Source organism: Chroococcidiopsis sp. SAG 2025, from assembly GCF_032860985.1.
Classification (GTDB): domain Bacteria; phylum Cyanobacteriota; class Cyanobacteriia; order Cyanobacteriales; family Chroococcidiopsidaceae; genus Chroococcidiopsis.
The window spans coordinates 4,825,485-4,847,839 of sequence record NZ_JAOCNC010000001.1; the positions used below are offsets into that span (position 1 = coordinate 4,825,485).

The 22,355-nt window shown below is 44.5% G+C and carries 25 protein-coding genes; 11 read left to right on the forward strand and 14 right to left on the reverse strand.

Annotated features, from left to right (window positions below; all coding sequences use genetic code 11):
• Window positions 1–58 precede the first annotated feature (58 nt).
• Together N4J56_RS23675 and N4J56_RS23680 are read left to right on the forward strand one after the other, a co-directional pair.
• Window positions 59–1,492, forward strand: coding sequence for a circularly permuted type 2 ATP-grasp protein (locus N4J56_RS23675; RefSeq protein WP_317108676.1), 1,434 nt, complete (start codon window positions 59–61; stop codon window positions 1,490–1,492).
• Window positions 1,493–1,642: 150 nt separating this feature from the next.
• Entirely contained in the window at window positions 1,643–2,593 is a 951-nt protein-coding gene (locus tag N4J56_RS23680; RefSeq protein WP_317108677.1) for an alpha-E domain-containing protein, read from the forward strand.
• Between the two features lie 85 nt (window positions 2,594–2,678).
• Here N4J56_RS23680 and N4J56_RS23685 read toward each other — a convergent pair whose 3' ends face one another.
• On the reverse strand, window positions 2,679–4,235 hold the full coding sequence (locus tag N4J56_RS23685; RefSeq protein WP_410500573.1) for a metallophosphoesterase: 1,557 nt from the start codon (window positions 4,233–4,235) through the stop codon (window positions 2,679–2,681).
• A gap of 149 nt (window positions 4,236–4,384) precedes the next feature.
• Between N4J56_RS23685 and N4J56_RS23690 the strand changes: the two genes are divergently transcribed.
• Window positions 4,385–5,323: a DNA adenine methylase gene (locus tag N4J56_RS23690; RefSeq protein WP_317108679.1), complete on the forward strand. Its 939-nt coding sequence runs from the start codon at window positions 4,385–4,387 to the stop codon at window positions 5,321–5,323.
• Window positions 5,295–6,029 (forward strand): HNH endonuclease, encoded by a 735-nt coding sequence (locus tag N4J56_RS23695; protein ID WP_410500372.1) that lies wholly within the window; start codon window positions 5,295–5,297, stop codon window positions 6,027–6,029. Before N4J56_RS23690 ends, N4J56_RS23695 begins: the two co-directional genes overlap by 29 nt.
• A gap of 74 nt (window positions 6,030–6,103) precedes the next feature.
• On the opposite strand, the gene N4J56_RS23700 is transcribed toward N4J56_RS23695, so the two are convergent.
• Together N4J56_RS23700 and N4J56_RS23705 are read right to left on the reverse strand one after the other, a co-directional pair.
• A complete protein-coding gene (locus N4J56_RS23700; protein WP_317108681.1) occupies window positions 6,104–6,643 on the reverse strand; it encodes a DOMON-like domain-containing protein in 540 nt (179 codons plus the stop codon).
• Entirely contained in the window at window positions 6,640–7,779 is a 1,140-nt protein-coding gene (locus tag N4J56_RS23705) for an aminoglycoside phosphotransferase family protein (protein WP_317108682.1), read from the reverse strand. The genes N4J56_RS23700 and N4J56_RS23705 overlap by 4 nt, the downstream gene beginning before the upstream one ends.
• A gap of 201 nt (window positions 7,780–7,980) precedes the next feature.
• Between N4J56_RS23705 and N4J56_RS23710 the strand changes: the two genes are divergently transcribed.
• Complete coding sequence (locus N4J56_RS23710) at window positions 7,981–8,607, forward strand: NUDIX hydrolase (RefSeq protein ID WP_317108683.1); 627 nt, start codon at window positions 7,981–7,983, stop codon at window positions 8,605–8,607.
• 67 nt (window positions 8,608–8,674) lie between these two features.
• Here N4J56_RS23710 and N4J56_RS23715 read toward each other — a convergent pair whose 3' ends face one another.
• The 4 genes from N4J56_RS23715 to ald form a co-directional block, all read right to left on the reverse strand.
• Window positions 8,675–9,409: a transposase gene (locus tag N4J56_RS23715; RefSeq protein ID WP_317105834.1), complete on the reverse strand. Its 735-nt coding sequence runs from the start codon at window positions 9,407–9,409 to the stop codon at window positions 8,675–8,677.
• Window positions 9,410–9,450: 41 nt separating this feature from the next.
• On the reverse strand, window positions 9,451–10,008 hold the full coding sequence (locus N4J56_RS23720; protein ID WP_317105833.1) for a helix-turn-helix domain-containing protein: 558 nt from the start codon (window positions 10,006–10,008) through the stop codon (window positions 9,451–9,453).
• Between the two features lie 93 nt (window positions 10,009–10,101).
• A complete protein-coding gene (locus tag N4J56_RS23725) occupies window positions 10,102–10,974 on the reverse strand; it encodes an MBL fold metallo-hydrolase (protein ID WP_317108684.1) in 873 nt (290 codons plus the stop codon).
• A gap of 250 nt (window positions 10,975–11,224) precedes the next feature.
• The gene (gene ald, locus N4J56_RS23730; RefSeq protein WP_317108685.1) at window positions 11,225–12,316 is read right to left on the reverse strand and encodes an alanine dehydrogenase; all 1,092 of its coding nucleotides are present in this window, start codon (window positions 12,314–12,316) and stop codon (window positions 11,225–11,227) included.
• Window positions 12,317–12,366: 50 nt separating this feature from the next.
• Here ald and N4J56_RS23735 point away from each other — a divergent pair, with 50 nt between their 5' ends.
• From N4J56_RS23735 to N4J56_RS23745, 3 genes are all read left to right on the forward strand, one after another.
• The gene (locus tag N4J56_RS23735; protein WP_317108686.1) at window positions 12,367–12,600 is read left to right on the forward strand and encodes a hypothetical protein; all 234 of its coding nucleotides are present in this window, start codon (window positions 12,367–12,369) and stop codon (window positions 12,598–12,600) included.
• Window positions 12,601–12,715: 115 nt separating this feature from the next.
• On the forward strand, window positions 12,716–12,889 hold the full coding sequence (locus N4J56_RS23740; protein WP_015154741.1) for a chlorophyll a/b-binding protein: 174 nt from the start codon (window positions 12,716–12,718) through the stop codon (window positions 12,887–12,889).
• A 187-nt stretch (window positions 12,890–13,076) separates the two neighbouring features.
• Entirely contained in the window at window positions 13,077–13,376 is a 300-nt protein-coding gene (locus N4J56_RS23745; protein WP_317108687.1) for a hypothetical protein, read from the forward strand.
• A gap of 122 nt (window positions 13,377–13,498) precedes the next feature.
• On the opposite strand, the gene N4J56_RS23750 is transcribed toward N4J56_RS23745, so the two are convergent.
• The 6 genes from N4J56_RS23750 to N4J56_RS23775 form a co-directional block, all read right to left on the reverse strand.
• Window positions 13,499–14,089, reverse strand: coding sequence for a TetR/AcrR family transcriptional regulator (locus N4J56_RS23750; protein ID WP_317108688.1), 591 nt, complete (start codon window positions 14,087–14,089; stop codon window positions 13,499–13,501).
• Between the two features lie 78 nt (window positions 14,090–14,167).
• Window positions 14,168–15,037, reverse strand: a complete 870-nt coding sequence (locus N4J56_RS23755) for an ABC transporter ATP-binding protein (protein ID WP_317108689.1) — start codon at window positions 15,035–15,037, stop codon at window positions 14,168–14,170.
• A gap of 66 nt (window positions 15,038–15,103) precedes the next feature.
• Window positions 15,104–15,958 carry a nitrate ABC transporter permease gene (gene ntrB, locus N4J56_RS23760; protein ID WP_317108690.1) on the reverse strand — a complete coding sequence of 285 codons (855 nt, stop codon included), beginning with the start codon at window positions 15,956–15,958 and terminating at the stop codon, window positions 15,104–15,106.
• A gap of 5 nt (window positions 15,959–15,963) precedes the next feature.
• Window positions 15,964–17,580 carry a CmpA/NrtA family ABC transporter substrate-binding protein gene (locus tag N4J56_RS23765; RefSeq protein WP_317108691.1) on the reverse strand — a complete coding sequence of 539 codons (1,617 nt, stop codon included), beginning with the start codon at window positions 17,578–17,580 and terminating at the stop codon, window positions 15,964–15,966.
• A 138-nt stretch (window positions 17,581–17,718) separates the two neighbouring features.
• Window positions 17,719–18,897 carry an acyl-CoA dehydrogenase family protein gene (locus N4J56_RS23770; RefSeq protein WP_317108692.1) on the reverse strand — a complete coding sequence of 393 codons (1,179 nt, stop codon included), beginning with the start codon at window positions 18,895–18,897 and terminating at the stop codon, window positions 17,719–17,721.
• Between the two features lie 217 nt (window positions 18,898–19,114).
• Complete coding sequence (locus N4J56_RS23775) at window positions 19,115–19,657, reverse strand: OsmC family protein (RefSeq protein WP_317108693.1); 543 nt, start codon at window positions 19,655–19,657, stop codon at window positions 19,115–19,117.
• Between the two features lie 207 nt (window positions 19,658–19,864).
• Here N4J56_RS23775 and N4J56_RS23780 point away from each other — a divergent pair, with 207 nt between their 5' ends.
• The gene (locus tag N4J56_RS23780) at window positions 19,865–20,632 is read left to right on the forward strand and encodes a proteasome-type protease (RefSeq protein ID WP_317108694.1); all 768 of its coding nucleotides are present in this window, start codon (window positions 19,865–19,867) and stop codon (window positions 20,630–20,632) included.
• Between the two features lie 202 nt (window positions 20,633–20,834).
• Window positions 20,835–20,969 carry a hypothetical protein gene (locus tag N4J56_RS23785; protein ID WP_317108695.1) on the forward strand — a complete coding sequence of 45 codons (135 nt, stop codon included), beginning with the start codon at window positions 20,835–20,837 and terminating at the stop codon, window positions 20,967–20,969.
• 53 nt (window positions 20,970–21,022) lie between these two features.
• Here the strand turns inward: N4J56_RS23785 and N4J56_RS23790 are convergent, their stop codons facing one another.
• Window positions 21,023–22,006, reverse strand: coding sequence for a Rieske 2Fe-2S domain-containing protein (locus tag N4J56_RS23790; protein ID WP_410500574.1), 984 nt, complete (start codon window positions 22,004–22,006; stop codon window positions 21,023–21,025).
• A gap of 169 nt (window positions 22,007–22,175) precedes the next feature.
• Here N4J56_RS23790 and N4J56_RS23795 point away from each other — a divergent pair, with 169 nt between their 5' ends.
• Complete coding sequence (locus N4J56_RS23795; protein ID WP_317108697.1) at window positions 22,176–22,304, forward strand: type II toxin-antitoxin system ParD family antitoxin; 129 nt, start codon at window positions 22,176–22,178, stop codon at window positions 22,302–22,304.
• The last annotated feature ends 51 nt before the right edge of the window (window positions 22,305–22,355 follow it).

Genomic DNA, 22,355 nt, shown 5'->3' on the forward strand with positions numbered 1-22,355 from the left:
CTTACGACTTACGAATACCCGACTTACGACTTTTCCCCTTACCCCTACCCTTTCTATTGTGCGATTCGACAATTACGAACCAGGAGACTTTTACGACGAGCTATTCGTCGCTAAAGATAAACCTCGTGCGGAGGCAATTCCACTGCTAGAAAGAATTAATTCTCTGCCAGCAGGAGAATTACAACGGCGACATCAAGCAGCACAAATTGCTTTGATGAACATGGGAGTCACCTTTAACGTCTACAGTGAGGGTGAAGGTACAGAAAGGATTTTTCCCTTTGACATCATTCCCCGCATTGTCTCAGCCGAGGAATGGCAGTTTCTAGAAAAGGGACTGAAGCAACGGATCTTTGCCCTGAATTTGTTTATTAACGATATTTATAACGAGCAGAAAATCATCCGAGACAGTGTAATTCCGAGCGAGTTAATCGAATCGGCTACGGGATTTTTAAAGCCTTGTATTGGACTAAAACCCCCTGGTGGGATCTGGTGTCATATTACCGGAACCGACCTAGTGCGCGATCGCGATGGTCGCTGGTACGTGCTAGAAGATAATATGCGCTGTCCCTCTGGTGTTTCCTACGTGCTGGAAAATCGTCGCGTCATGAAAAGCACTTTTCCAAAAGTCTTTGAGTCGATGACAATTCAGCCAGTTGAGGAATATCCCAGTCATTTACTAGAAACTTTACTCAACCTAGCTCCTCCTCAACTCTACGATCCAACGGTAGTTGTTTTAACACCAGGAATTTACAACTCAGCTTACTTCGAGCATTCCTTCTTGGCACAGCAAATGGGCGTGGAGTTGGTAGAAGGACGAGATTTGGTAGTCGCGGATGGCTACCTACAAATGCGGACTACCAAAGGCTTAAAGCGCGTTGATGCCGTTTATCGCCGGATTGACGACGATTTTATCGATCCATTAGCATTTCGCCCCGATTCTTTATTAGGCATACCTGGACTGATGGAAGTCTATCGTGCGGGTAGAGTTGGGCTGGCTAACGCACTAGGAACTGGTGTAGCCGATGATAAAGTCATCTATGCTTACGTTCCAGCGATGATCCGCTACTATTTGGGCGAAGAACCGATTTTATCTAACGTTCCTACATACCTCTGTTGGGAACCAAATCAACAGGCTCATGTTTTGGCAAATCTCGATAAGTTAGTTGTCAAAGCAGCGAATGAATCTGGTGGCTACGGAATGCTCATTGGTTCTTCTGCTACCCCAGAACAACGCCAAGAATTTGCCGAAAAAATTAAGGCTAGTCCGCGCAACTACATTGCCCAACCAACTTTGTGTTTGTCTCGCGTGCCAACCATTCTAGAAGACCAATTTGAAGGCTGTCACGTAGACTTGCGACCGTATATCCTCTACGGCAAAGAAATTTACGTCAATCCAGGTGGACTAACCCGCGTTGCCCTCAGAAGAGGTTCTCTGGTAGTCAACTCCTCCCAAGGTGGAGGGAGTAAAGATACTTGGGTGGTATGTAAATGAGTGGATAGTGGCTGGTGGCTAGTGGCTAGGGTAAGAATTCGCAATTACTTCTACTTAGGTACGGGCGGGTTTAGCAAAAGATCCACGGTGAAGACACTCAATCTTCGCACAAAACCCGCCCCTACCACTCCTGATAACTGATAACTAATTATGCTAAGCAGAGTTGCTGATTCAATTTACTGGTTAAACCGCTATGTAGAAAGGGCAGAAAATGTTGCCCGTTTTATTGATGTCAATTTAACTCTATTATTGGATGCTCCTACTGGAGAAGCGCAGCAGTGGAAACCTTTGATTTTGACTACAGGAGATTTATCGTTATTTCAAGAACGCTACGGTGAAGCGACAGCAGAAAATGTCATTCAGTTCTTGACTTTCGATCGCGAATATCCTAATTCGATCGCTTCTTGCTTGTTTGCTGCACGGGAAAACGCGCGATCGATCCGGGAAATTATTTCCTCGGAAATGTGGGAACGGGTGAATGCATTTTATTTCATGGTTAAAGAAGCGGCTCAATCTCATACCGTCCCTGAATGGTCGAATTTTTTTGCTGAAGTCAAGTTAGCCAGTCACTTGTTTGCTGGGGTGATGAATGCAACCATGACGCACAATGAAGGTTGGCATTTCGGACAAATTGGACGTTTGTTAGAACGAGCTGATAAAACTGCTCGAATTTTAGATGTAAAATACTATATTTTGCTACCTTCAGCTAAAGATGTGGGGACGACTCTAGACCAGTTGCAATGGATAGCACTGCTAAAATCTGCGAGTGCTTATGAGATGTATCGTAAATGGGGACGACATCGCATTGCGCCTACAGCTGTAGCAGAATTTTTGATTCTCAACCGCGAATTTCCCCGTTCGATTCAATTTTGCTTGCTCCAAGCAGAGCAATCGCTACATCAAATTACTGGAACTCCCATCGGTACTTGGCAAAATCCCGCCGAACGCGCCCTCGGTCGATTGCGATCGGAATTGGAATACATCACAATTGAGGAAATTGTCAATACTGGACTGCATGAATTTCTCGATCGCATCCAGCATCAAATTAACGATGTGGGTGACAAGATTTTTACGACTTTTGTAGCGGTCAATCCTGTTTAAGCGAGTAGCAAGTAGTAGAGTTAGAATCTCTGGCACAACCCTCGGCAGGCGCGCTCGCCTCGCTCCTCACTCCTCGCTATCCCATTCAAATCGTAAAAGGCTCGATCGCGTATCTGTGCCACCGCTTTTGATATCTTTCGGTAACAAAAGGACGGATGACAAATTTGGGGGGACAACCATCTTGTACGTCAATTCGCAAACAAGTGTAGGGGCGACGTTTTTCGGTAGCATAACCGTTGCGACCGACAAACAGATGCGATCGCGCTACTAACTTTTCTTCTTCTCCTTCCATCAAATCTGTCCCTTCTTCGCGCTGGCGGCGTAAGCTGTACCCGCTTCCACCACAAACAATCCAATTGATATTGGAATCAGCGTGTCCCGTGTCTGTTGTTTTTAGGTATTCTAAACAGTGCGCGTGACCGTTTAAAACTAGATCGACAATGGGACGACCTTGGGGAAGAGAACCCACAGCCTCAGCGACTCCGTTGAGTACGCTACGCAAGCGATCGCGAATTGCCAGAGTTTGTGCTTGATGCCATTTCGTTGCCTCAGTCACGTAGGGGGGATGATGAAAGTACAGCACTCTTCCGCGTACCTCATCTGTATGCCACGATTCAATCAATCGCTGTTGCAACCAATCGAGTTGTTCGGTGTCGGTGACTACTGCTTTGTTAATAGCTAATTGCTTTTCGATATCGACAATAATTTCCTCAATCTGCGACAGTTTGACTTGCAAATCGTCCAATTGTTCAGCATCGTCGGGATTGTCGGGATTCAGTTTATCTGCTGCGTCAAGAATTTGTAGCTTTTCTTGTTCGAGGCGATCGCGGCGCTGTACTACCTGCTGACGACGTGCTTCTCCCTCTGGAGTGGTTGATATTGGTAGCGGGTCGTTAAACGTGTTGGAATCTAAAGCAAAGAAATCAATTCCGCCATAGCGAAAAGTATAGTAGCGATTGGGCAAGCGAGTAAAATGCCCAGGTTCGTAGCGCAGGCAATAACCCGTATCCGTTTTCGCCGTGTAGTGCTTGCTTAAGTGGCGATCTAATTCACCTGGCAACTTCAATGCTTTGAGACAATCTAGAAATGCGCGTGCATAAGCATCACCCTGTTTCGATCCGTGCCAACCTACATCAAAATCTCTTCTAAATTTGAGCAGACGACGCACGGGCAAGGTCGTCAAAGAGAGCGCGCCAAATAATAATGGCAAATTGTAATAATCGTGATTTCCCAGAACTGGTAAGATGGGTCGGCTAAAAGTCATTCGGTCGTAGGCGATCGCTTTGGGGTTTTCGCCACCGACTAAAAACTCTCGATAAGGCTTGATGAAATTATCCAGGTAGAACTCGCTCGACCCAACTAGATAAATCACATCGCCTGTATGTAGCATGAAACTGCTATCGGCAAGATGCGGCTGCAAGAGTCCAGCTACTTCGCGTTGGGGATTATTATATCGGTGCGAACCAGTGCCAGTATCGCCTATAACCAGAAACGAAAACTCTGGGTTATCCGCTCTCCTATCTTCTAATACCAGCCGAGTTTGGTCAATTCCTCTTCGCTGAATGACAGGATCTTGCCAGCGCACTCGTTCGTTCATTCGGCTAATTTTGTCAGCGATCGCGGGATCGGACACGAGTTTCAAGGCTGCTACCTCTGGATGCTCAACTACAAACCACAACAATCGTAATTGTAGGTCTAGTTGTAGGGCATCTATCAATATGGGAATTTGGTAACTCATTAGCCGTCTTAGTCTTTATGGTATTCTGATTGAGAACATGTGTTCTATATAAAATGGTTAGCCTTCCTCATCCGGTTCAATATCAAGGCAGTAAAAGAAATCTTGCTTCAGAGATTTTGAAATTTCTACCTGAAACTGTACATAGGCTGGTTGAGCCGTTTGCCGGAACTGCTGCAATTAGTATTGCAGCCTCTTCTAAGGAAATTTCTCAAAATTTTTGGATCAATGACTTAAATCAACCGCTAGTTAAATTACTACAGGCGATCGTAGAAACCCCTGAAGAAATAGCAACTGCTTATACAGATATATGGAACGAACAGCATAGCGATTCTGTAGGGCATTACTATCAAGTTAGAGAGCAGTTTAATAAGACTAATGAGCCGCAACTTTTTCTCTATTTGTTAGCTCGATGCGTAAAAGGGGCTGTACGGTATAACTCTGAAGGTTTTTTTAACCAAAGCCCTGATAAAAGGCGAAAGGGAACTCAGCCTGACAAGATGAGAAAAAATATAGAAGGCGTATCTCAACTGCTGAAAAATAAGTGCAAATTCACATGTCGGGATTATAAAGACGTGCTAGCTGAAGTTAGACAAAGTGATTTTGTCTACATAGATCCGCCTTATCAAGGTGTGTGCGGCGATCGCGATTCAAGATATTTTGCTGGAATCAGTTTTGATGATTTTGTGCTAGCTCTTGAAAATCTCAACCAAAAAGGAGTCGCGTTTGCAGTTAGCTACGACGGTAAACGAGGAAATAAAACTTTCGGTAACTCACTACCTGAAGAATTAGAGTTGACAAAAATTGAAATTGAAGTTGGGCGTTCGTCCCAAGCAACACTGTTGGGCAGAGACGAAGTAACGATAGAGTCTTTATATTTGTCGCCATGTTTACTTGGCGATCGCATTTCAAGAATAGAGAGCTATATTAGCAGGACGCATAAACAGCTTACTCTATTGGACAAGCATGAACAGTTCTCAGCCGCTACCCAATGATTTCATACAACTGTGTCAGTCAGTGACTGCGAAAAGACCAAAAGCTGTTATTAATCACATTTTGCAACATGGTTTTGTAACTACGGAAGAACTTAAGAACATATACGGCTATAATCATCCTCCAAGAGCAGCAAGAGATGTTCGAGAACGTGGAATTCCCCTTGACACTTTCTGGGTTACAGGAAGCGACGGTAGAAGGATTGCTGCTTATAGATTTGGAGATGTTAACAAGGCTAGGTTTTCTAGATTTTCTGGTAGAACTGGTTTATCAAAGCAGCTAAAGGATGAACTGATTAAGAGTTATGGCTGTAAGTGTTTCATTTATTTAGAACAAGTAGATAAACGTGAATTGCAGATCGATCATCGTATTCCTTTTGAAATTGATGGAGAACCGGAACTTTCACCTGAACACTTTATGCTGCTTTGTGGCTCTGCTAACCGAGCAAAGTCTTGGTCATGCGAACATTGTGAAAACTGGAGTATTATCAAGGATAAGTCTATTTGCTTATCCTGTTACTGGGCTTATCCAGAAAGCTATACACATATTGCCATGCAACAGGTGAGGAGAATAGATATAATGTGGCAGGAAGAAGAGATTGATCTATATGAAAATCTGAAACACCAAGCTACTGAACTAAATAAAGAAATCCCTGAATTTATCAAAGAAATCATTGAACGAGAAATCGGTCAGAATCAAAACGGATAACAATTAATTCTCAAAATCGGATAGAATTATTAAAGCTAATTAAGTTTACACTCTCCACTCCTCACTCCCCATTTTCACAATTTAATAGTAAAACTATCGCGCAGATGGAAATCGGCTTGCGTACCGCAATGAGTTAATGCCCAATATCTCATTTCACCAGCTTTTGACTGAATCACAGATGCGATCGCAATTTCTATTTTCTGCTCTATTTCTACAATTTTATCTAAATTGAGTTCGAGGTTTAATAACAAATAATTCGGTCGATTATGCACGACAAATGGTAGCGACGTGAAGGCTGCTTCTGGTTGCATTCCTTGACGATAATCTTCAAAATGATAAATATTCCAATCACCAGTAGGCGAGAGATTAAATTCCCAATATTGGGGAGAACCTTTAATTCCCAAAAAGAACTCTAAGCAGGTTTGTTGCCATAATTCGTCTTTACGACTTGGCAAATTTGTTGCTGTGGGAATGGCTAATTCTGCCAGTTGTCCTAAAATCTGATATTGAATAGAAAGTTGATTGAACTGCCGATCTACACTACCTGAAATTTCGAGTTGAAACCGTGGACTATCGGAGGGAAACGGCTTGAGAAAAAAAGTGCGATCGCTCATTTTAAATCTCGTTTTAAATCTCGCACGATCGCGCAAATAGCCGACTTTTGAGCTTCAATACTCTGAGTCAGCTGAAATTGTACCAACGCTCTAACTAAATTGTGTTCTGCATATTTCACTTTAGAGAAGTGAACGTTGCCTACTAAATAATCGGTGAAAAATCGCAATCCTAATTCAAAAGCCAAAAGCCGAATTGAGTCATATATATATTCGTAATCTTTTTCAGTTAAAAAATCTTTTGCTTGTGAAACATAGCCTTGTAAAATAGCTTGGGCAAGTTCTGTTTCAAATCGTACCTCTTGCCATTGTTGAGTTTCTTCACCCAAAGAATTACAACTCGATCGCAGACAGTCACCAATATCGTAGTGGATTAAACCAGGCATGAGCGTATCGAGATCGATAACACTAACAGCTCGTCCAGTACTGGTGTCAAACAGAACGTTGTTAATTTTGGGATCGCCATGCATTAAACGCAAAGGCAATTCTCCGCTGATTCTTGCATCTTCTAAAACACTTACCCACTGTCTACGAGTCTGAATAAATTGCAAACAGAAATCTATTTCAGGAGATTTGCTTTTGTCATGTTTTGCCAGCGCTGCATCAAATTGCTGAAGGTAGCGCGGTGTAATGTGAAACCCTTCTAACGTGACGGCTAGCTTTTCAGGGGGTAAATCGCTAACTAGGTTGTGAAACCTACCAAGGGCGCAACCAGCCTCTCTAGCGCGCTCGCTATCTGTAACAATATCAAAAGATCGTGCGGCTTCGATAAAGCTAATTGCCCGCCAGAACGCACCTTCAGCAGTCACCCAATATTCCCGATGATCCTGCGTTAGAATTACACTCGGTATTTCCCAACGGCGATCGCTATTCCAATCTTGCAAGCGCTGGGTCGCATGGTCGGTAAAGACGCGCATATTCTGCATTACCAGTTCTGGCTGGCGAAATACATGCGTGTTAATGCGTTGTAGAATAACGTGTTTTTGAGTTGAGTTTCTCAGCGTGACTAGAAAAGTATCGTTAATATTGCCGTTACCAAAAGCTTGAACATCTGTAATTTGACCTGGTACGTTAAATTGGTCGGCGATCGCCACCAAGTTGTCTATAGTTTTGCTTTTTAGATCGATCTCTTTTATCATATGTGTTCCGATTGTAGGTGCGTTTCGCCGATCGGTCGAATAACACCATTTGCCTTGCAATAAGACAAGCTGACAACCGGATATTATGCATCTATCTATAGGCTGAAGCGGGTAGCTTTTACTAAACTTTGCAATATCAGTTGTCAGTTATCAGTTAACCGTCAACTATCAACCAAAAACCAACCTAATACAAGCAGGATCATGGGTTCTCTAGATTACAAATGGCTGGAATGGGCAAAAAAGCTAGAGGCGATCGCGCAAACTGGTTTGACTTATACCGAAGGAGTGTTTGACAGAGAACGCTACAAATCCCTACGGGCGATCGCGACGGAAATTATGGCAACTTATAGTCATGTCGAGCCTAGCTACGTTCTCGATTTATTTTCTCAAGAGGTTGGTTATGCTACCCCAAAAGTAGACGTGCGGGCGGCGGTTTTCCAAGAAGATAAGTTGTTACTGGTAAAGGAAAAAGTAGACGGTTGTTGGTCGCTACCAGGAGGTTATGCTGACATAGGCAACTCTCCTAGTGAAGTCGTAGTGCGCGAAGTTCAGGAAGAATCAGGATATCTTACCCGCGCCGTCAAATTACTTGCTGTCTACGATCGCGACAAACAGGGACATCCGCCTTTCCCTTATGCTGTTTACAAGTTACATTTCCTTTGCGAACTCATTGGCGGTTCTCCATCATCTAGTATTGAAACTGATGAAGTCGCTTTTTTTGGCGAAGATGAAATTCCTCCCTTGTCTCTGACACGGGTAATGCCTACTCAAATTACTAAAATTTTTCACTACCATCGCCATCCAGATTTACCAACTTATTTTGATTAACATTCAGTGTAAAGACGTAACATGTAACGTTTCTACACTGTCTTATTTTGCTTTAGTCACTAGTGGGTCATTTGGTATGAGTGTTGCCATTATTTTTGGCAATAGTTGTCCGCCGAAGAGGACGATGCGTACAGGCACCAGAACCACCAAGAGAGTGAAATCTTTGACGCGCTCTGTCTCGACGTTGCGCTCGTAATCCTGCCCAGACAAACGGCGTTGGTTGTTGGTTCCATCCAAAAGCAGTTGCTTCCAACCACTCAATAATTTGATAGGCTGTTTGCGGATGATGCCCCTCTAGAGCTCGGCGTTTGAGAATTCGTTGAATCGACTCAGCCATATTCAGCCAGCTACCGCCAAGAGGTGTGTAGAGCGGCATGATGCCATGAGCACACAGCCACAATACCAACTGGGGAGTTTTATGTCCGACCAAGTTATCCATCACTAGCAACATTCGCAGTGGCGGTAAGTCGTGTGGGAGTGTAAAGCGTACTTTCAACCCCTGCTGCCAACTTTTCCATAACCGTTGATTTTCTTCAGGCTTGAGTAATCGAGCTGGAGTTGGCAGTGATTGTACAACACTAGCTAATTCTTGCTTGAGCCATTCGTGCAACACAGCATTGGTACAACTGGTAACACCCTTAACTCGTACTTGCCCAGTAGCGGGATGGAATAGCGTTAACAGCTTGGCTGTGCCATTACGGATATATTCATGTTCTTGCCGTGTCGGTTTACCTACTGGCTGCCAATTGCTACCAGGGTAAGGAGCAGTGCCAAATGGTCCCGCCTCGTCTTCGCACCACACACTCAAGCCTAGCTTCTGTCCCTGAGTGTAAGCGCGTTCTATCAGTTTTTTTTTGCCACGGTATCTGGGTCAGTTACTACTACTAGCTTGCCTTTGCGTATGCGCTTCACCTGTCCAGTTTTTAACCAACTGCGGCTCTTTTGCCAGCTATAGCCCGCCTCTTTGAGTACCTGCCAAATTGTATAAGTACTGATTTGGGTTAAGCCATCAGGAGCCTGACGCAAAGCCCGTTGAAGTGTAGCTACTGACCAGGTTGCCGTGCCCTCTTTCTGCCGCTCTGGTTGACGCTGAAATTCGGACAGGATGCGTTGTTTTTCTGGTTCGCTGTATTGCACTACTGCCCCACCGCCATGTCGAGGCTGTAAGGCAGCTAAGCCTTCAACATTGAAGCGACTGACCCACTTGCTGACCGTATCACCACAGCGTAATCCTACTAACTGCGCTGCACTCGTGTAATCAGCCCCAAGAGCCACGGCTAGAATCGCTTTGGCCCGCATGACACTAGCAGATGATTGGGATTGAGAACGGCTCAGTTTTTTCAAGTCGGTTTGTTCTTCATCACTTAACGGTCGCAAAGGTGCTTTTTTTTGCCGTGTCATCACAACCTGAAAAACTATGTATCTTCACTTTAATTGACCATCCTTTTTATGGCAACACTCATACCAAATGACCCACTAGTCACCAGTCACTAGTCACTGTTGTTCCATCCACTCAATGCCTTCTTTGAGTTTATGCCGCATTGTTACTGTATCTGCATGATAGCGGCGACCGTGACCGGGTAATACCCATTCAAATGAGTAATCTAACAAGCGATAGGTAGACTTAATCAGTTCTGACCAAGAATACCAGCAGACACCTGGAAAACCTGCTAATATTTGGTCGTCATCATCCCAAGCAAGATGATCGCCTGTAAAGAGAAACTTGTCTTTGTAGAGTAAAACTGTGTGACCTTTGGTATGTCCAGGTACGGGAATAATTAGCAAATCTGGTGCTAATTGATAAGGTTCCGTACCAGTTAGCTTGATTTCTACACTGCGGGTACTGCCGGAAATTTCGTCAGCATGAAGGATGCGATCGCATTTAAAATAATCTCGATATTTTTGATGGTCGGCAACATCATCGCGGTGGGTGAGATACATATACTGAATTCCCCCCATTTCTTCGATTTTTTTGACCAAAGGTGGCGCAAAACGAGGCGAATCTACTAATACATTTTCCTCTGGACGCACAATTAAATAACTCGCTGCACCATAGGAATTTTCAGCATGATAGCCGCAGTGATAAACATTTTCCGCGACAAGAATCGGAAAACTGTCTTGTGCAAATTTGATATCTTTTGGCTTTTCTACCGTACCAATAGAACTAGTAGGACAAGCAAGTAAGGCTTGCAACGCCCGTAATCTTTCTGTTTCATTTGCAGGTTGGTGATAAACTGCCGATTGTTCGCCAGTACGATTAAATACTTCTGGAGTCATCCAACGACAAGTATCGCAGTCAATACAAGTGGTATCGACATAAAAATCTCCATCTGTATTTTGAGGGCGACGCAAGTTTATATGAGCCATATCAAACCTCTTTACCTATAGCCCAATTCCTAGCTAGGTCATGGCAGTTAGTTACATCATAGTCATTACGAGTATGAATTAACAACGTTATGCTAAGCTAACCCAATCGCGAACAGATCGGCTTGGGCGAATAGAATTCGCGACTACACAAGCGAAGTCCGCCTGCGCGGACTAACAAAAAATATTTCAAACCCGCGCACCATCCGGGTTTTGTCTGTGTCGCTGCGACTTCCAGTCGCCCAGAACTTTACTAACTCACCAAATCAGGAAACACCTGCCCAACGGCGGGATGGACTAGGCGATGGTTTTGAACGTTGACACCAGCCGCTAAGAAAGGATTAACTTCCACAGCTTTCAGACCCAAATTTGCCAATTGCAACACGTATGGTAGGGTACTGTTATTTAATGCTTGAGTTGCCGTCCAAGGGACAGCCCCAGGCATATTAGGAACGCCATAGTGGACGACTCCCTCTTCTACATAAACTGGATTAGTGTGAGAAGTTGGGCGTAAAGTTTCAATACAACCGCCTTGATCGACAGCAACATCCACAATTACCGCACCAGGATGCATCTGTTTGACTAAGTTACGCGGGACGAGGATCGGCGCTTTGCGTCCAGGGACTAACACAGCACCGATGAGTAAGTCAGCTTGGGAGACAACAGCTTCAATCTGAGCGGAGTTACTGTAAAGTAGTTCTACTCTAGAACCAAATATAGTTTCTAAGTAGGATAGGCGATCGACGTTGACATCTAAAATTTGTACGGCTGCACCCATTCCAACGGCAATTCGCGCCGCTTCCGTACCGACAACACCACCCCCCAGGATGACGACTTTACCTGGTCTTACCCCTGGTACGCCACCCAATAGTACACCCCGTCCCCCCTGCTGGCGTTCGAGAAACCGAGCGCCAAACTGTACCGAGAGGCGACCAGCAATAATACTCATGGGAGTGAGTAAAGGAAGTTTATTATTACCAGGTTGTTCTACAGTTTCGTATGCGATCGCCGTTACGCCACAATCAATTAAATGTTCGGTCAAAGCGCGATCGGCTGCTAGATGCAAGTAGGTAAATAATAACTGCTCTTTTTGCAAAAATTTATATTCCGGCTGGAGTGGTTCTTTCACCTTCACAACTAACTCTCGGTTCCAAGCAGCTTCTGGAGTGGAAACGATTTGCGCTCCGGCTTGCTGGTAATCTGTATCGGTAAAGCCAGCCCCCGTTCCAGCTTCAGTTTCAACAAAGATAGCGTGACCGTTTTCGTGCAGTACTCGCACGCTAGAAGGACTTAAACCCACCCGAAATTCTTGGTCTTTTGTTTCTTTAGGAACGCCTATTTCCATTTGCTTTTCTTTTTGCTTTTCTTTTGGTTGGATACTCCTCTCTCTAGCTTATGCTTGACAACTCTCATCTTGTGTGTAAAACATTGCGATCGGCTTTGTCAGTTGTCAGGGAGCAGGGGGAAGAGAGAGTCGCGGAGCGATCGGGAGCTGAGGGAGCGATCGGGAGAAAAATGGCTTACGAATACCCGACTTACGACTTACCAACTACTCATTACCCATTCCAAACTCTAAGTTACGATTTTCTTAACACTAGCTTGCAGAAAAAAGTGTCAAAATATATGTAATATGGTTAAAAATTGTAAACTAACATTGCGCTAGCTTCTCCAGAAGTTGTTAGACTTTCGAGGCTATTATCAACAGTGAACTTTAGTAAATTCGTGTAATTCAAAGGATAAAAACATGACTGCCCAACCTCAACCAACAACTACACCTAGACTAGAAGAACCGAAGTTTGGCTTCAATGAGTATGCCGAGCGCTTGAACGGACGAGCGGCGATGATCGGTTTTTTATTGATGGTGGCGATCGAAGTTGTTACCGGACACGGCGTACTAGCTTGGCTGGGCTTGAAATAATTATCTAGCAGAAGTGCCGCTTGTATTGCTAGATATAGCGTTGACAGCAATAAGTTATGTGGGTGAGGTATATTGGTAGTACCTACAGAGCAAGACGGTACCTTAAAATACAAGCGGCTTTGAGCAGTAGGTCTTAGAATTATATCCAATCTGAGATAATAGCTGAAATAAAAGTAACTATATTGAAATGAACGCCGCACTACCTAGATTTTTGAAGTCAGCATATAGGAAAGAGCCGCTACCTGCCTTTTTGATCACGATTGGGGTAGTTGATGCAGTTATCGGCGGGTTTGGCGATCGCTGGTCGCTATTCACGATTGGATTGGGAACTGTAGGAGTTGCGATCGCCCTCCGATGGTGGATAATTTCGCAGAAGCGACAGCCAGAAGCACCTCAACCCGTAGCACAACATTATTTACCTTACCACTCTTCTAGTTCGGAGCTACCACCATTAACTGCGCCCAAGCAGAGAAGACGGAGAGAATAAGTCAAAAGTCAAAAGTCAAAAGTCAGAAGTCAGAAGTCAGAAGTCAGAAGTCAGAAGTCAGAAGTCAGAAGTCAAAATTTACCTCTTGTCTCTCGTCTGACTCACTGACCACTGATAACTGGTCACTGTTTAAGTGCTGCTTTCAATATTTGCCGCACGCTGTCAAAACCACGTTGTAGGCGATTGGGATGATTGTATAAGCGTCCCAACAATAGAGTTCCTTCGATCGCATTCATCAGTTGTTCGGCTAAATTATCGGGTTCGATATCAGACCGCAACTGAGTTTGTCCTTGACGCAGTAATTGAGCGATCGCGAAATGCCATTGGTCAAACACCTGGATCAGATGTGTTTGAAATGATGTATCATATTTCGCTAAATCGACAATTAAGTTACCCAAGAAACAGCCGCCACAATCTGGTTCGGTAAGGTGTTTTGCTTCTAGGCGATCGATTATCCACACCAGTTGAGCGATTGGATCGGTAGTATATTCGGCAGCAGGCTCGATAATATGAGTCTTGATTTGCTGCCACTTATAATCAATCAGTGCGTGCGCTAATTCATCTTTGGACTGAAAGTAATTGTAGAAACTGCCAGACGAAGTACCGCTGACACTAAATAGTTCTTTGAGTCCCGTAGATTGAAACCCTTGATGATGAATCAGATCTAAAACCGAGGCTAAAATATCCTCGCGAGTACGTTTCAGGTTAACCATTGAATCAGTTATCAGTTATCAGTTATCAGTTACGTCTGACTTACGACTTACGACTTTTTCCCCTGTCGATTCATCAACTTACACCCGCAACTCCTCAACAGCGCGGGTTTCACGGGATAGGTGTAACTCTAATTCGGCTTTGAGTTCGTGATAGGCAGGATGGCGATCGAGACTTTCGCGCTTGCGGGGACGGGGGAAGGGAATATCAAGCACTTCGACAATTTGAGCGGCGGGACCCCGACTCATCATTACGATTTGATCTGATAGTAACAAAGCCTCTTCAATACTGTGGGTAATCAGAATTGCAGTTTTGTGTTGTTGCTCCCAAATTCGGGCAATTTCATCTTGTAAAAAACCCCGCGTCAATGCATCTAAAGCACCAAATGGCTCATCCATTAAGAGAATTTGCGGATTGATTGCTAAAGCTCTTGCAATACCGACTCTTTGCTTCATTCCTCCCGATAATTCATGGGGATGTTTCTGTTCTGCACCCCGCAACCCGACTAGATCGATATATTCGCGCACGATCTGTTTTTGCCGATCGCGAGACATTTTGGAATAAACTGTTTCAATCGCAAAGCGGATATTTTCTGCTACAGTCATCCAAGGCATCAGAGAATAATTTTGGAAGACAACACCGCGATCGGGACCTGGGTGATAAATTTCGGTTCCATTCAGCATTACCACACCGCTAGTAGGTGGAGTCAAACCAGCAATAATGTTTAGCAGTGTCGATTTACCACATCCAGAAGGACCGATAATTGAAACAAAGGTATTCGCTGAAATTTCTAAATTAATCTCAGCGATCGCAATATAATCCGGCGAAGTACGATGCAATAGCCGATCTACTAAGCTCTGTCTCCCAGGAAAGACCTTAAACACATCCTTCAGCACCAACTGAGTCGTGTCTTTAAGTGTAGGATCGAGTGTATCGGTATAGGAAATCATATTGGTAGTTAGTAAGTCGTAAGTAAGAATTAACTGCTCGTGCGCTCCCTGCTCCCTGCTCCCTGCTCACTGACCAAAAGACACCCAACTGTGTAATAGTCCCAAAAGGCGATCGAGCAGAATTCCTACGAGTCCGATAACGACGATCGCGGTGATGATGCTGGTGACATTGAGGTTATTCCACTCGTTCCAAACAAAGCTACCAATACCCGTACCACCGACAATCATCTCGGCGGCGACTATCACTAACCAGGAAATACCAATACTAATTCGCAATCCTGCTACGATCTGGGGTGCGGCTGCGGGTAAAATTACTTTGGCGATCGTCCGCCAGCGAGATGCTCCCAAAGTTCGCGCTACGTTGAGGTAGTCGCGAGAAACATGGCTGACACCAAATTTGGTATTAATTAACGTGGGTGCAATGCTCGTAATTGCAATCACAAATAAGGCTGTTGCTTCAGAACTTTTGAGTATTGCTAGTCCTAATGGCAACCATGCCAAAGGAGAGACGGGACGCAGCAGTTGAATAAACGGATCGACGGCTTTGGAAACGACTTCTGATAATCCGATCGCAATACCTAGAGGAATAGCGATCGCCGAGCCGATGAAAAACCCTACCATCACTCGTTGTAAGCTTGCTAGTAAGTGCAGACCGATGCCTTTATCGTTGGGACCATTATCGTAAAATGGATCGACGATCCAACTCCAAAAATCGGCGATCGTTCGACTGGCAGCTGGCATGACAGGAGAAAATAGCTTCAATTGCACTCCCAATTCCCATACGAGTAACAACGCAGCTAGGAGCAAAAAGAATAAAATTGTGGCTTGGAAATTGGGGTTTTGGAGCCAATGATAAGTTTGCCAAAACTTATTTTTGGAGTGCGATCGCTGCTTGGATAATCGTCGGGAGTTGTCCACCATGACTTCTAAACCTTGAACTGTTTTTTCTGTTCTTGTAAATAGGCTTCAACTTTACCAGGGTCAAAGTCACCATTTTTCAGTTTTTCGATCCGCGTAGACTCCGCAGGTGGATTTTGTCCCAATTCTTTCGCCAGTTCTCTTGCTAAGTCTGTCATGTAGACTTGAGTGGCAATTTCTTCATATTTTGCCTTTTCTGTCGGCATTAAATCCCAGCGTACCATTTGGGAAGAAATCCACTTGGCAAAGCTTTTCCACGGATAGGGATCGAAGCCAATTCGATCTGGTACGTCTAGAGTTTGCCCTAAACCATTGTCAAATTTCCCCGTCAGCACGGCTGTAAGAACTGGTTCCGGCTGGTTGAGATACTTGCGTTCGGACATTGCCTTGGCGACTTCCTGACGGTTTTCGGCAGCGTTGGCATGTCCGGCGCTATCGATAATAGCTTTGTTGACAGCACGAAAGGTATTCGGGTGGCGATCGATCCAACTTTGGCTTGCGGCAAAAGCACAACACGGGTGTCCTTGCCAAAGATCTTTGGTGAGTAGGTGAATGAAACCAATTTTCTCAAAGATTGCCCGTTGCCCAAAATTATCAGGCATGAGGAAAGCGTCAATTTGTCCTGCTGCCATCTTTGCGACTGAATCCGGTGGGGGAACGATTTCTAGTCTTACGTCTTTGTCTGGGTTCAATCCTCCCGATGCGAGGTAGTAGCGCAGTAACAAATTATGCATTGAGTAGGGAAAAGGCAATCCGATAGTCATGCCTTTAAAATCTGCCGCAGTTTTGACTTTATCTTGATGTTTGCTGGCAACTGCGATTGATTGTCCGTTAATATTTTCAATACTGGCAAGTCGAATCGGGAAGGCAGAAGAACCTAAACCCAAAGTCATCGCGATCGGCATGGGAGACAGCATGTGGTAGGCATCGAGTTCGCCGGCGATCGCAGATTCTCGTACTGCTGCCCAGTTTGGCATTTTCTTCAGCGTTACGTTTAATCCATGTTTTTTAAAAAATCCCACTGGTTCGGCGGCGACGATGGGAATCGAACAGGCGATGGGAATAAAACCAATTGTTAAATCGGTTTTTTCTAACTTACTCGGATCTGCGGCATTCGTAGAAGTTGCGGTTGGTGCTTGCGAGTTATTGTTACCAACGCAACTTGCAGCCGTTACGACTGCGGCGGCGGCTGCAACTTTAATTAAAAAATCGCGGCGGCGAAACTTGCTTAGACGGAGTGCATCATTAAAAAACTGGGTTGAGCGATCGCCAAAGGCGGCGGCAAAAGCCTCTTCTAATCCTCCGGCAAGCTGGATCAAATCGTAGCAGATCTGGCGTTGTCCTGGTTCGGCGCGATCGAGCATCTGGAGTACCAGAGTCTTTCTGATTTCGGCTTGAGTTAATGCTCGGGCAAATTCGAGAGTTTCTTCTGAGTAGTGTCCCATTTTACATAGGTCATTTACCAAATCTGCTGGATCTTGGGGCATTCCTTCCAGAAAATTTTGATGATCTGCGGCAATGTGCGAACCACCACAGGGACAGTTGGCGTTAGCGGAGCTTAACGAAGTTATCGCTTCTAGTGAATATATGCCATTCTCGCTAGGAGACTCTAGTAGAGCCGTCATATTTGTTTCTGCGTTCGGTTAGTTAGTGTTATGAATTTATCAAGTATTGACAAGTTTTTTGTGTATTTTAATACAGCAAAGTTTCTGCGTTTTTTGTGTCGCGCAAAGACGCAAAGGCGCGAAGAAAGGGCGCAAAAGTTAAGTAGTCGGTACTTCTGACTTCTGACTTCTGACTTCTGACTTCTCTATGTCGTGCAACATTTTTTTCAACTGTTTTAATGCTGGGGTGACGATCGCGACGAAGTATGATTCGCGTAGTTTTCTTTCGGCTATACCACCGTGTAAGTATCCTCTTGCGCCTACGTATAGCATGGCGGCGTTTGCTGCCCGTAACGAGAGTTCTGAGGCACTGATTCGGGCTTGAATGACTTGTTTAAATAAGGGGCGATCGCATCCCTGCTGGCTCATTTGGGTGGCGATCGCGTAGGTTTTCTCGCGGGTCGTTGCTAGACTAGCAGCTAGGTCTTCTACTTGGTCGTCTAGAAAGCAGTTGACGTGTCCGTAGCGTTGATTTGCCCGTTCCATAATTTGGATACAGCTAGCTACTAGACCTAAGCCCATGCCAACTTGCGTCAAAATAAACCCAGGACGGATACGATTGACATATTCTTCGCAGGGGGCAGCAAGAATTAATTCATCGGGTACGAAGACATCGCGGAAGATGCAGCTGTAAGTATTGCTACCTTCTAAAGCGATGAAATGAGCGTTGCAACGCAGAGTTAATCCTGTGAGTTCGTCGGAAACGATCGCCATGAGATAGTCATCGCTATCTGCTAATCTTGCGGCAATGCCAAAGTGATGTCCTGCACCTAAGTTGGAAACCCAAGGTAACATACCGTTGAGTACGTAACCTCCAGGGTGGCGTTCGGCGACGAGGGCGATTTTCTCAATTCCAGCAAAGTGTTTCATTGGGTTGGATAAACCCGTGCCACCTAAAACTTTGCCTGTAGCGACTAAGGGTAGAAGGTGCTGTTTGAGGTAGGCATTATCACTATTCTGCATGTACCAGGTGCAGGCTATCTGACACCAAGTCATAAACCCAGTACACAAACATTCTTGGGAAATAGCTTCGATCGCTTGGACGGCTGCTTTTAAGCCGTTGCCAGCGCCGCCATATTCTACCGCAACCGCCTGCTTATAACCGCCTAATTCCCCTACTAGGTGCATGAACTGGCGGGGATATTGTCCTTTGAGATCGATATCTGCAACTTGCGGTGCTAATTGAGTCGCGATCGCTTTTTGCAATTCTGCCAGCATGGTTTCGGGTGCTTGCCTCCTTGCTACTGTGCGATCGGATAGATTTGAAACTACTTGCATACTAGATATTTAGAATTCCTGAGCGACAACACGAACTCATGTGTATTTAAATTTCTTAACATTATGACTTGCTGAGATTGGCAAGTTCTGTCTTCTCAATATTAATTCGCGTTCAATTTAAAGCAAGTAAGTAATTCAGAGTAGAGATGCAATAATCATGTATGCATCTCTACGCAAATACCCCCTGCCTCTCTGACTGTCCTCTGCTTTCTACTGCTCACTTAAGAGAAACATCTACATTTACAGGCAGGCGAAATGTGTTGGCAACTGGCGACCAGAAATTTGCATGAGCCACTAGATCTTCTAGTTCTTCTTTGCTGGCATCTCCTTCTAAATCCACTTTGACGCGGACATCGGTGAACCCCAACCGCTTTTCTGCTAAGTCACCAATTCCCCAGACACCCGTGATATTGATGTCACCTTCTAGTTCCAGTTCTAGCTTTGTGAGAGTAATTCCCCGCATGACTGCGTTAGCATGAATGCCCACCGATAAGCACGAACCCAGACAGGCTAGCATTGCTTCTGATGGATTGGGTGCTGTGTCTTGTCCTAGCAGGGTGGGAGGTTCATCAATGACGTGTTCTGGAAGATCCCGAACGTAGGTTAAATTGCGAAATTGCCCTTCACAAACCGTCTTCACCTTCAAGGACTTGACAACATTAGGATTTGCCTTAGCAGTCGCCGCTAATTTCTCTAGCCCTTCTTTACTTACCGGACGCAACGGCGCTTTTATCTCTGCTTTGACAGTAGATTCAGTCATAGCCCTGACTCAATTAGAATGTTCTATCTAATTCAACCAGACTTTGTTTGGTAATGCAGTACACTAAGTTACCAAATGTCAGTGGTCATTTGTCATTTGTCATTCGTCATTTGTCAGTAACTAGCGATCGGTCAACCGTCAACCGCCAACTGTCAACTAATTGCTGTAAAATCTTAGAGTTAAAAATGACCCAATCTTAAAGCTATTGTGACTTACTGCCTGGGCATCATTACCAAACACGGTTTAGTCATGGCGGCGGACTCGCGCACGAATGCCGGGGTAGACTACGTATCTACATATCAAAAGCTATTTGATTTTTCCCAGTCAGGGGAACGGGTCATTCTGCTGTGTACGGCGGGGAATCTTTCTGTGACACAAGGCGCGATCGCGCAAATGCATAGGGATATTAGAATTCCAGAAGAGGCTAACCTACACACTCTACCTACACTCTACGATGTTGCCCGCTACATCGGTGCTAAAATCCGGCAAATTCAAGAACAAGACCGTGTATGGCTGAAGCAAGACGGTATTGATGTCCAATGTACTTTACTTTTGGGGGGACAAATTCAGGGACAACCGCCAGAACTATACATGATTTACAGTCAAGGCAACTGCATTCATGCAACTTCAGAAACCCCATTTATGCAAGTTGGCGAAACTAAGTACGGAAAGCCCATTCTAGACCGCATACTGGATTTTAACACGACATTGGAGGCAGCAGCTAAATGCGCGTTGCTGTCGATTGACTCTACGATGAAGTCAAATATTTCCGTGGGACCGCCAATTAATCTGGTGGTGTACGAGAAAGACTCTTTCAAAGTCCAACACGATCTGCGGTTGCGGTTGGGTGCGCCGTATTTAACCAAAATTCGCAAGCAGTGGGAAATTTCGTTGCGGGAAGCCTTTGAGCGAATGCCCGATATTGACTGGGAACGCGATGCGGGTGGGGAAGTGGCAGATTTTCCCGATACTTAAATCAGTATTACGTTTACGGAATCAGGGGATACTATACTGTTGTTAAATTCTAGAGAATGAGTTGGCGATCGCAACTTATATCCACGTCACTAATTCCTGATACTTTCACAAACTATTCATCGAAAATTTCTACTTCCTTCACAAACTATTCACCTTTTTGGTTTAACTTCAAAATTAATCAACAACAGAGGAGATTTACGCCATGACTTCCTACATTCCTTTTGAACATGCCCTTCAATTCCTTGCTGCTGCTTATCTAGCTTCTGTTTTCGGAATTATGGCTATTTCTCAATTCTGCTTGGCAGTTATTGAAACTTCTGAAGAATCAGTTAAGTAATTCAATAAATAGTATGTCTTGATACAGTATTTTTTAAAGCAACGTGCATACTGCTATCGAGAAAAATTTGGCTCTACAATTGCTGGAAAGCTAGCATAGTTGCGCCGCACCCAATCCATACCCACCTCGTTATTGAGTTTAATGTGTTGAGGTGTGTTGACATAGATTTTACTTAAGATCTCTGCATCCTGCTCGATAACGACTTCAACTAGTCGCAGCAGATTTCGTTTAATGAGATGAGCAATCGGGTGATGTGCTTTCACAAACATCAGAACGTAGACGCGAGAGTGAGTTTCTGATTCGGGAAGGTAAAAATGGCACTCTTTTAAGCTCAAGAGCGGACTCTCGCCGTGTACCATGCCCATAAATGGAAAGAAGTTTTCTAAATGTGCTTCTAGTACTTGAGGCATTGCCAACAGTCCAGGGTTTTTGAGAAAATCTTGCAGATTTGGTTTTTTGCGTACTTGTGCAATGTAAGCGTGGGAATGCAACCCATCGTCGATAAATTGTTTGAGCTGAACTTCCTCAATTTCAAATAGCGATCGATGAGTGCCGTTTTGGTGGTTGTAGTCGTGCATATTCAGCAGTAGACTGAGAAAGTCGGTCTTAATACTGCGATCGCCTGTATAACCGACAAATTCGTACTCTGCTGCAATCTCGTTTAAAATCGTCGGAATTGCAATTTTTGGCTCAAATTCTCCGTAAGACCAAACAAAATCCCCTTGTACGATTAAATCTAAGGTTTGTAATAAAGATTTAGTTAGTTTGTGAGTACCAGGTAATACCGTGCAGCCAGTATTATCGAATTCTAAGGCATGAAACGGACATGCGATCGCGCTACTACCATCTGGCTTTTGTACACACCACCCTTCTGATAACATTGCACCCATATGCGGACAAGCGTTTGGCAAGCAAGTAATTTTACCCGTACTATCCTGCCAAAGCACGTAGTCTTTACCGTAAAGCGACACCTTCATCGGCTGGTTAGGCTTGAGCATAGAACGGTGCGCTAACAGCCACGGTGCGCCTTGAAGCATCATGAAAATTGCCTTGAAAATAACTTACTAATTAATTAGTAAGTTTAAAGAGACAAGGGGCTTTGTCAATAAATAAATATAGGAGGCTAGTTTTACAAATATGGGATGATAATTTTGTCAACATGGGATGATAATTTCCATTATGGAAGCAACCAGGAGTTACTAAACCATGAGCATCACGCTTACATCCGAACAAGAGCAGTTTGTGCAACAAATGATAGCGACAGGACGTTATCAAAAAGCAGAGGAAGTCATTCAAGCTGCGTTTGATTTACAGGAGGAACATAGCGTACAGTAACAGCAGTGGGTGAATGAGGTGCGTGAAAAAGTCGATGTTGGTTTACAAAAG